The sequence below is a fragment of the Rhizobium chutanense genome (genome assembly GCF_002531935.1).
In the GTDB taxonomy this organism is placed as follows: domain Bacteria; phylum Pseudomonadota; class Alphaproteobacteria; order Rhizobiales; family Rhizobiaceae; genus Rhizobium; species Rhizobium chutanense.
This window is the reverse complement of record NZ_NWSV01000002.1, coordinates 490,235-498,913: the sequence shown is the minus strand read 5'-3', so window position 1 is coordinate 498,913 and position 8,679 is coordinate 490,235. Positions and strand designations below refer to the sequence as shown.

Here is an 8,679-nt window from a genome sequence, read left to right as displayed (position 1 = left end):
TGGATGGCCCAGCAGTGAAATCGACGCGCTCATGCCATGGAACTACGCCGCCTGAACGGCCACGGCTTGTCGCTTACCATTGACCTGGCGCCTCTGGTTCAAGGATTGGAACCAAATGAGGCCCATGAAAAGGCTTCCCAGATTTTTCTTGACGCGCTTTGGGGAGGCAAACCCAAGCCGTTACACGAATGGATACGCACCCCTGTCTCACATCAGGCACCGGCAGACATTGGTCCTGACGATCTTATCGGTCGCCTTGTAGCTAGTTGGGAGGCCGATCGAAAAGGATATCCCGGATGGCTTGTAGCGCCTTCGCATCATCGTATGCAGTTGCGCTTTGAAACTGACCGCTGGTTTAGCGAAATGCGGAAGGCTTTGCCGACCGCTAGCGCCCCATTCCGAGCAAAAGCCATCTCCGAATTATCGTGGCGTTATGAAATCGCTTTCTGGCCGCTGGACGATTTTATGTACGATCTTTTCAGTTCCAGCGTAAGTGCTGCTGAACTGGACAACCTATCGAAGTCGGATCGCATTCGGATCTATACAGTTTTGCTTACTCAGGCGAGGCATGATCGCAACTGGGAGGACTTCAACAAGTGGCTGGGTCTGTTACAAAGGTTTGATGGCGCCGAAGTCACTGCGATTTGCCGGTATCAGCAAGCTCTCAAAGCAAAAGCTGATTTTGATTTCCCAAAACTAGCGGAGCTTGCTCTCCTCTTAAAGGGTGATGATCCGGTTTGGTATTTAAGACAGGCGTCCTTGTATTGCCTTCTCCGCGAATATCAGAAAGCTGCGGAGATCATTCGCGAAGCAAAAACTCTGATTCACACTCGGCGATCCCGCGAAAAAAACTCCATATGGCTGCTCTCCCGGGAAGCATGGGCATCATGGCTGTTCAGAAGCGCCCGTTATGAACTCGAAGATCACGAGCGCAGCGTCGACGACGATACGTGGCCAAATAACTATCACGCGGCTGGCTGCGATCCATGGGACCATATCCATGCCATTGACAGCGAAATCTCGAAACAATGGGAAGAGCGGGCTAAGGAAGCGGTGGTTATAGAGGCGAGTTTCGACGCAGGTTCATACCGAGATCACTCAAAGACGGTTCGTTTTCGTAACGGTGCCGAAGTACTGGTGATCGATGAGGTTATCCGGATGTCGGAGCATGTGGGGCTACCGGATCGCATCGGTACCATGGAGGTGATGGCCACAAAAGTCCAGCGGGCCATTCAGGTAACTCCCCAGATGTCGGTGCAGCATGTCAGTTTGGCTGCAACGCATATCGCGAGCCATTCGAAAGGGCTTATCGACCATGTATTCAGCCGGGTAAATGTTGCGCGTCTTCCCCATGCCGTAGCCAATGAACTTGTTACGACGTTGCGTCCGGCGATTGATTTTGCTTTGCAACAGATCGTGAAAGACAATCGCAAATGGGTGGACACGGCGCGGGTGTATCTGGAGCTTCTCTCCAGACTAATGATAAGCCAAGGCGAAGATGTAGCCAAAGAGACCTTCCTGTGGGGCATGGAGCTTAGCAAACATCCGGGTTTATCTCATTGGTGGTTGTTGGATCCTTTGAGCCACTTACTTTGCCGCTCCTTAGAAGCCGTGCCTCCGGTCTACCGGGGCGAATTATCTTATGAGGCTCTGAGCTTACCTCTTCCCAAGGAGAGAAACATCGCGGGTCTAGCGCGTGAGTGGCCGGAGCTTTGCGATGAATTCGATAGCGGCGACTTTAGAAACCGAGTTTCTGATTTTAAATGGAACTCGCGTATATCCGAATTGATCGAAGCCGTAAGAACAGGCGATACGCTAAACCGCACCCGGGCACTGTTGCGGTTGTCGTCGCTTGCGGAAGAGACAATGCTATCCGTTGAAGAGCAAAGTCGTTTGGCAGTCGCCATTTGGGATAAACGAGCAAGTGGGAACGGTCTTCCGGCAAATGCTGAACTTTATCCGCATGTTTATCTGATTTTTCCCGAGCCTTCGGAAGGTCTCAGCGCCTCTGCATTCAATGAGGTTATTGTCAAGCCGCTAGCAGCGGGTGAAATAGACGAATTGCGGTTGGTTGGGTTGCAAGGTTCATCAGGCGAAAGGTGCAAAGATCGCTTTACGCTGTCACCGCAAGATGCTCTCGCTATTTTGGACAAATGTATCGGCTGGAGACCGCCTGCTCCAAAGAATCATGATTTCTTCGGAACGACACGGGATACAAGTCAGGCAATATCCAAAGCAGTTGGACCATGTCTCGCTTGGGCCGTTCTTCCGGCGCTAACGTCCGGCCTGCTTGATGATGTCCTACTGACCCGATGGCGTGACGCAGTAACTGGGGCCAATGTGCCGTCGTTTCTGCTGACAGCCGCGCATCTGCTCAGGCTCTTCCCGTCCGAGCGGGAGTGGGTGACAAAAACCTTACGGAAGGCGCTAGCAGCGCGAGACGAGGCTACCGTAGTAGCCGCTCTCAATGCGACCGTTCAATTCATTCACTTGCACAAGAAGGAAGGCATTGAGATACCCTCCATTCTAAGCACCGATATAGCAAGTATGTGTGCTGTGAGAAGGGAGCCGGGATTGCTGCATTCTATCGCGGTAGCACGGCGACTTCTTATGGCAGGTCTTCTCAATCAAGACGACCAACTGCGAATTATTGATTCCCTTGAATTTATGTTGATCGACTTGGATTATAAGGAATGGAATACATCGGATCCGCGCACAAAGACGCTTACCTTACTTCGGGCCGAATGCGTTCGTCTCGCTATGGCCTTCCAAAAGGCGGGGCGCCAAGAGCCTGCGATTGGCCAGTGGCTGGAGGCCAAGAAAACGGATGCTTTCCCGGAAGTGCGTTTTGCAGAGTTAGACGACGCGAATTGAGGCAAAGAACGGTGAAGTGCAGCCCTACGGCTCGATGCCGCGAGCAGCACATAGGCCATCGAGGCAAACCGCAGACGCAGGTGGTTGGCTTGCATGGGTGGCGGCTGATGTGCGGTCGGCGAACAGATCAGCCTGGCATTCCTTGATCAGGGTCTCCATCTCGCCGCAGGCGCAGTAGACCCTTTCGTAGAGATGGCGCGGCACGGCTGAGCGAGGTGACAATGACGCGTGAATTGGTGTCGCCGCGGATCACCTCGGCTTTGGCGATGACGCGCCGCCCGCTGATGCATCAACATAGTGTGAGATATCCGGGCTAGCTCTGGTCGAGCGAGGGCATTCTCAGGACGAAGTTTTCCGAGGCGCTTTCCGCGCCGTTGACGAGGATGGCGATGCGGTGTTTGCCGGGATAATAGCGTCGCGTCGTGATCGGCCGCATGGCGTGGCGGCGCGTCATCGCGTGACTTTGCCCGGGCGCGAGCATGATCGTCTTGCACTTGAAGACCTTGGGCGAGAGTGAGCCGTCGCTCTTCACATGGTGGATGGCGTAGTCGATCATCAGCGATTGCGGGGCTTTGCCGGCATTCGCCACGCGGATTTCGAAATCCAGCCCTTCGCCGAAAAGCACTTCGCTGTTTGCGAGCCGCAATTCGCAGGCGAGCGAGGCAGCCGCGCCGAAACCGAAATTGGCAAGCGCCTGCGCATGGCCCTTCTTGAGCAGCGTGCGCGAGGCATGTTTCAGCAGCCAGCGGCGCTCGGCGGAGGCACCCTCGATGTGGCCGCCAATGAAGGCGGCGACCAGATCCGGATGATCCTTGGCGATATCGTTCAGGCTGTTGGCGACGGAGCGGCGCACATAATCCTCCGGATCGTCCATCAGCGCGGTCAGGATGGGCAGGATCGGTGCCGGGTCCTTGACGAGCTGCGGCAGACGCATGGCCCAGGGCAAGCGCGGCCGCGTTCCCTCGCTCGCCAGCCGGCGCACATGCCGATCGGGATTGTCGACCCAGCCGGAAATGATGGCGAGGGCGCGTTGCTGGTCGCGGTGGATGAACGGGCGGATACCGTATTCGGCAGTAAAATGCGGCGTCAGCGCTTTCAGCAGGTCGAGGCCGAGATCGAAATGATCGGGACCGCGCGCTGCTATGAACTGGTTGACCGGCAACAGCATCCAGCCTGATAGTCCGGCCTTGCCATCGGCGGGCAGGCTTGCCTTGAGGATGGCGGCGGCCTTCGGAAAATCATCGGGAAGCGTGGCAAACAGGGCATCGCGGATCAGCGCCGAGCGCTCCATCAGCTCTAGCGCCCCAAGGCCGTCGGTCGCCAGCCTTACGAAACGCTCGCGATCGAAGGAAGACGCATTGGCGGCGATGCGATCGGCCATGTCGCCGACCAGCGCTTCGTGCAGCAGGTTCTTGAGCGGTTCCGGCATGCTGATTCTCCCTCTGTGCGAGGAACACATTATGCCGCGAGTCGGATCATGCCGCATGGCTGAGTTCGGCGGCCATCATCCCTGCTTTATGCCATGCGGCAGTTCGGCATAGTTAAAGCGCTTCGAGGATGGAGAGCAGTTCGTCACTTGGCTCCCCGGACGAGGTCTCACCGACATGAGCTTATTTCGGCGCGGAGTGCATCCAGCGCGCTGGAGTGATGACCCGGACACCAGATCAGATGCGTGCGTACATCGGCGACCTGCGGCGGCAGCGGCGACGCCTGAACCTGTCCTTCGGCATGAACTGCCCTCAATACCGAGTGCGGCATGATCGCGATGCCGGCGCCCGCTGCAACGCAGGCAACAATCGCATGATAGGACGCAAGTTCCAGCACCCTCTCCGGCACGATCTTCGACATTGCCAGCCAGTCTTCGAGAATACGGCGGTAGGAACAACCAGTCGCAAATGCGATGATGGTCCGTCCGCGCATATCGCTCGCATCGCTGATCGGCGGTATAGACAAGGGGGCGATCAGCGCCAGTTCTTCGGTAAAGCTTGGTTGGGTTTCCAGTCCTTCGGCATCGAAGGGTTCGGAAACGAAAGCCGCGTCCACATCGAAACGCCGAACGCGTTGCAGCAGAGCGGTCGAATCGCCGGTGACGAGCTCGATCTGCACGTCCGGATACCGTGCATGGAACGCCGACAAAAGCGGCGGAAGGCGCGCCGCGGCGGTGCTTTCCAGCGTGCCGATGCGGAGCTTCCCGCGTGGTCCCCTGGCCTTGAGCGTGGCCTCCGCCTCGGCAGACAACCGCAGGAGTCTCTCGGCATATGTCAGCAGGATTTGTCCATCGGCCGAAAGCATCAGCCGGTTGCGCTGACGTTGGAACAGTTTGACGCCCAGCCTGTCTTCCAGGTTCTGGATGCGCGTGGTGACGTTCGACTGTACCCGCCCCAGCTGCCCCGCCGCCCCGGTGATGCTTCCCGTCTCCACAACCGATCGGAAAATCTCAAGGGAGTCGAGATCGATGTTTCTCATTTCGAGAACTCTCTTTCTTGATTAATCATTTTTCAGGATGATGCTCTACCGGTAAAGGACGAGTCAATCGATGAATCGCCGAAGACCGGATACCCTGCCGATGAGCCTTTCAGCCCTTTTTCTTCTCCAGACCGGCTCACCGCCCCAAAGCCTTCGCACAACGTATGGCGATTTGCCGGAATGGTTCGCCTCCGCGCTCGGGCGTCCGGCAGATACAATTCGCATAATTCGTGTCTTTGACGGGGAGCGCCTGCCACCGCCGGATGCCGGGACGGCGGCGATCATTACCGGGTCCTGGTCGATGGTGACGGATCGCGAACCCTGGAGCGAGGCCCTGGGCGACTGGATCCGCGAGGCCATGGCGCTTGACGCGCCGGTGTTCGGGGTCTGCTATGGTCATCAGCTCATGGCAGATGCGCTTGGCGGGCAGGTCGATTTCCATCCGGGTGGACGAGAGATCGGCAGCCAGACTATCTCGCTTCTGGCAGATGCCGTGGAGGATCCACTGCTCGCCGGGAGTCCGCGCAGTTTCACGGCGCAGCTGACGCATCTCCAGACCGTGATCGCTCCGCCGCCCGGCGCCAGGGTGCTGGCACGGTCAGAGCATGACGCCCACCAGATCCTGCGCTACGGGCCCAACGCGATCTCGACCCAGTTTCATCCGGAATTCACGCCAGAGATCATGGCGGGCGTCATCCGTTCGCGAATCGACGCCTTGCATCAGGAAGGGCGGGACCCCGAAGCGCTTTTGACATCGGTTCAGGAAGCGCCATTTCCCGGTCAGCTGCTGCGCGATTTCCTCGCAAGCAGGACCATCTGAATCAATCGAAGGATCATCGATATGCGCAGGATTGGCCTCATTGGCGGCATGAGTTTCGAAGGCTCCGCCGTGTATTACCGCCAGATCAACGAGGCCGTGCGGCGCAAACTGGGCAACCTGCATTCGGCGGAACTGCTGCTGTATTCGGTCGATTTCCAGAATATCGTGGACATGCAGAAAGCTGGCCGATGGGATGAGGCGGGCAAATATCTTGCCGATGTCGCGCGCCGACTTGAGAGCGCCGGCGCGGAAGGCGTTCTCATGTGCGCGGTTACCATGCATCTGGTCGCTGAGCCGATCGAGGCGGCGCTGGGCGTGCCGTTCCTGCATATCGTCGATGCAACGGCGGACCGGCTGAAGGCGGCTGGATGCCGTAAGCCCCTGCTTCTGGCCACGCGCTACACGATGGAGAATGGTTTCTACCCGGAACGGATGGCGAAACACGGGATTGACGTCATGGTGCCCGATGCGGGCGGGCGAACTCAGACACACAACATCATCTTTGATGAACTTTGTGCGGGGAAGGTTCTGGATCCTTCGCGCAAGGCCCTCATCGCGTTGGTCGAGAAAGCCAAATCCGAGGGCGCGGATTCCGTGATCTTCGGCTGCACCGAGATCTGCCTGATCCTCGAGACCGACAAGCTGCCTCTACCCGGCTTCGACTCCACGGCCATTCATACAGAAGCCGCGGTCGCCTTCGCGTTGGGCGAATGACTGGCACACATGGGACGGTGCTCACAGGATTGATCGAGGTTTTGCCGCAGCCGGCAGGCTCGCTTTCAGGATTGCGGCGGCTTCAGGAAAACCCTCGGGAAGCGTCGCAAACAATGCGTCGCGGATCAGGGCCGAGCGCTTCATCAGCTCCAGAGCTGCGAGCATCAGTCGCGAGTGCCATGAAACGCTCCTTGTCGAAGGACGATGCGTTGCCGGCAATGCGATCGGCTATACCGCCGACCAGCCCTTCATGCAGCAGGTTCTTAAGGGGTTCCGGCATGGTCGTCTTCCTACCTATCTGGCGGCCGCAAATGGCAAATTCGGATAGAGCCGTTTAATAACGGCGCACCGCATGGCGACAGCGAGATCGTCGTGAAAGATTTCGAGTGCTTTGCCTGCGTCTTTCGGTGTGAGCCACCCGTCAGTCAGGCGCCAGCGGCGGAAGAACAACCAGTCAAGCTCGAGCCGACTTACGAACTCTAAACTACTTCGCGCCCGTTCCGGAGTGTCGGATGAGCTTGCTATGTTGGCGTTCGGCCCATATGTGGCGCGTGACTCCTCTAAAGCTGCCGCACTTCGCTGTACCGCGGCTGTCACCTGCGCATCGGTGATGTTAAGAAGTTTGTCCATTTCGGTGCGGATGTCGGCCGGTATCGTAGCGAGAGCTTGCTCAACCGCAGCGGAGAAACGGGGATCGGAGGTGAAATCCATTTCCCATTCCCCTGGCCAGTCTCGCCAAAACACCGTTTCAGCAATCTCCGTCCAGCGACCTTCGACCAGCAGCCCCAATGCCCGAAGGATGGACAAGACCTCGGTTGTTGCGAAGGCGGGACCAAGACCATTTGCAGCGGCGATGTTCGGCGGAGGTGGCGGAGGTGCGCCTATCTGGCGGATCACCCAGTGCCCCGTCGCTAAAGGCACGCTACCGTCAGGCAGGCGACAAAATAGCAGCCTTTGTTGTGCCGCCAATCGAAGCACGGAGACGCACAGGTCGTCCCAACGCGGTAGCTCGAGAGGTAGCCGCGCATTCTTACGCGGGATTGCGCCCCAATTGGTTTCATCCGCCTGACCTAGTGCCACGAGAGCTTCGCAACCGATCTGATAGGCCGTCAGGGCCATATCGTTCCAACCCTCTTCCCGATCGTCGCGGGGAATGTTTCGGGACAAGAAATCGACTACGTCCGCTGCCCAACCGGTTGTCGGGATCTTCGTGGTCATTCCGTTGCCGCCTCTCTGGATGCTCAAAGTCTGGCTGGATGCTTGAAATGCAATCGATAGCGAAAGCAAGATGCATGAACGCTTCGAGCGGATTCCTAACCGCCTATTGAGGTATTTAACAGAGTGACGAACAGATTGCTTTTCGAGGGTTTCGCGCGAAATTGGTGCTCCGATGCACTGCGCTATCGGCGCTAATGCCGAGCTGCCGTTGCAGTTGGACCGGCGCCGCCGGGAGGTCAAGCGGCGCCGGATGCTGGTTCTATTCCGGGCAGACTTTGACGCGGTAGGGGTTGCCCCAATCGTCGTGCCGCCATTCGAGGTGGCAATAGGATGGCCGGTAGTAGGTTCGGTAGACGGGATAAGGGCGATAAACGGGGTAGGCGGGATAGACAGGGTAGGCGGGGCGGGCTGCCTCGGACAGCAGGGCGCCGCCGACGACGCCGGCGGCAAGGCCGCCCCAGAAGGCATCGCGCGGACGGGCATCGGCGGTGGTGGCGGTGGCGAGCGAGGCGCCGGCAAGGGTCAGCGCGATCAGGCCCGTCGCCATGGTCTTATGAAGAACGGACATATGCTATTTCCTTATTTAG

General features: G+C 58.1%; 7 protein-coding genes and 2 pseudogenes. 3 read left to right on the top strand and 6 right to left on the bottom strand.

Translation table 11 applies throughout. The features are described from left to right. Positions 1-36 precede the first annotated feature (36 nt). The gene (locus CO666_RS33530; RefSeq protein ID WP_143540243.1) at positions 37-2,874 is read left to right on the top strand and encodes a hypothetical protein; all 2,838 of its coding nucleotides are present in this window, start codon (positions 37-39) and stop codon (positions 2,872-2,874) included. A gap of 26 nt (positions 2,875-2,900) precedes the next feature. On the opposite strand, the pseudogene CO666_RS35125 reads toward CO666_RS33530, so the two are convergent. From CO666_RS35125 to CO666_RS05010, 3 genes and pseudogenes are all read right to left on the bottom strand, one after another. Then, positions 2,901-3,151: pseudogene (locus tag CO666_RS35125) on the bottom strand (transposase); the annotation flags it as partial. Positions 3,152-3,187: 36 nt separating this feature from the next. Next, positions 3,188-4,303 (bottom strand): DNA alkylation repair protein, encoded by a 1,116-nt coding sequence (locus CO666_RS05015; protein WP_097611011.1) that lies wholly within the window; start codon positions 4,301-4,303, stop codon positions 3,188-3,190. A 167-nt stretch (positions 4,304-4,470) separates the two neighbouring features. Next, on the bottom strand, positions 4,471-5,340 hold the full coding sequence (locus CO666_RS05010) for a LysR family transcriptional regulator (protein WP_097611010.1): 870 nt from the start codon (positions 5,338-5,340) through the stop codon (positions 4,471-4,473). Between the two features lie 100 nt (positions 5,341-5,440). Here CO666_RS05010 and CO666_RS05005 point away from each other — a divergent pair, with 100 nt between their 5' ends. Then, entirely contained in the window at positions 5,441-6,160 is a 720-nt protein-coding gene (locus CO666_RS05005; protein ID WP_097611009.1) for a glutamine amidotransferase, read from the top strand. A 15-nt stretch (positions 6,161-6,175) separates the two neighbouring features. Then, the gene (locus tag CO666_RS05000; protein WP_097611008.1) at positions 6,176-6,874 is read left to right on the top strand and encodes an aspartate/glutamate racemase family protein; all 699 of its coding nucleotides are present in this window, start codon (positions 6,176-6,178) and stop codon (positions 6,872-6,874) included. Positions 6,875-6,910: 36 nt separating this feature from the next. Here the strand turns inward: CO666_RS05000 and CO666_RS04995 are convergent. The 3 genes and pseudogenes from CO666_RS04995 to CO666_RS04985 form a co-directional block, all read right to left on the bottom strand. Next, positions 6,911-7,154: pseudogene (locus tag CO666_RS04995) on the bottom strand (DNA alkylation repair protein); the annotation flags it as partial. A 14-nt stretch (positions 7,155-7,168) separates the two neighbouring features. After that, positions 7,169-8,092, bottom strand: a complete 924-nt coding sequence (locus tag CO666_RS04990) for a hypothetical protein (RefSeq protein ID WP_097611007.1) — start codon at positions 8,090-8,092, stop codon at positions 7,169-7,171. Positions 8,093-8,351: 259 nt separating this feature from the next. After that, positions 8,352-8,660, bottom strand: a complete 309-nt coding sequence (locus tag CO666_RS04985; protein ID WP_097611006.1) for a hypothetical protein — start codon at positions 8,658-8,660, stop codon at positions 8,352-8,354. Positions 8,661-8,679 lie beyond the last annotated feature (19 nt).

What these genes read in the sequence shown, in the direction of transcription:
- CO666_RS33530 (WP_143540243.1), top strand. Translation starts at nt 37, where the DNA reads ATGGAACTACGCCGCCTGAACGGCCACGGCTTGTCGCTTACCATTGAC.
- CO666_RS05015 (WP_097611011.1), bottom strand. Translation starts at nt 4,303, where the DNA reads ATGCCGGAACCGCTCAAGAACCTGCTGCACGAAGCGCTGGTCGGCGAC.
- CO666_RS05010 (WP_097611010.1), bottom strand. Translation starts at nt 5,340, where the DNA reads ATGAGAAACATCGATCTCGACTCCCTTGAGATTTTCCGATCGGTTGTG.
- CO666_RS05005 (WP_097611009.1), top strand. Translation starts at nt 5,441, where the DNA reads ATGAGCCTTTCAGCCCTTTTTCTTCTCCAGACCGGCTCACCGCCCCAA.
- CO666_RS04990 (WP_097611007.1), bottom strand. Translation starts at nt 8,092, where the DNA reads ATGACCACGAAGATCCCGACAACCGGTTGGGCAGCGGACGTAGTCGAT.
- CO666_RS04985 (WP_097611006.1), bottom strand. Translation starts at nt 8,660, where the DNA reads ATGTCCGTTCTTCATAAGACCATGGCGACGGGCCTGATCGCGCTGACC.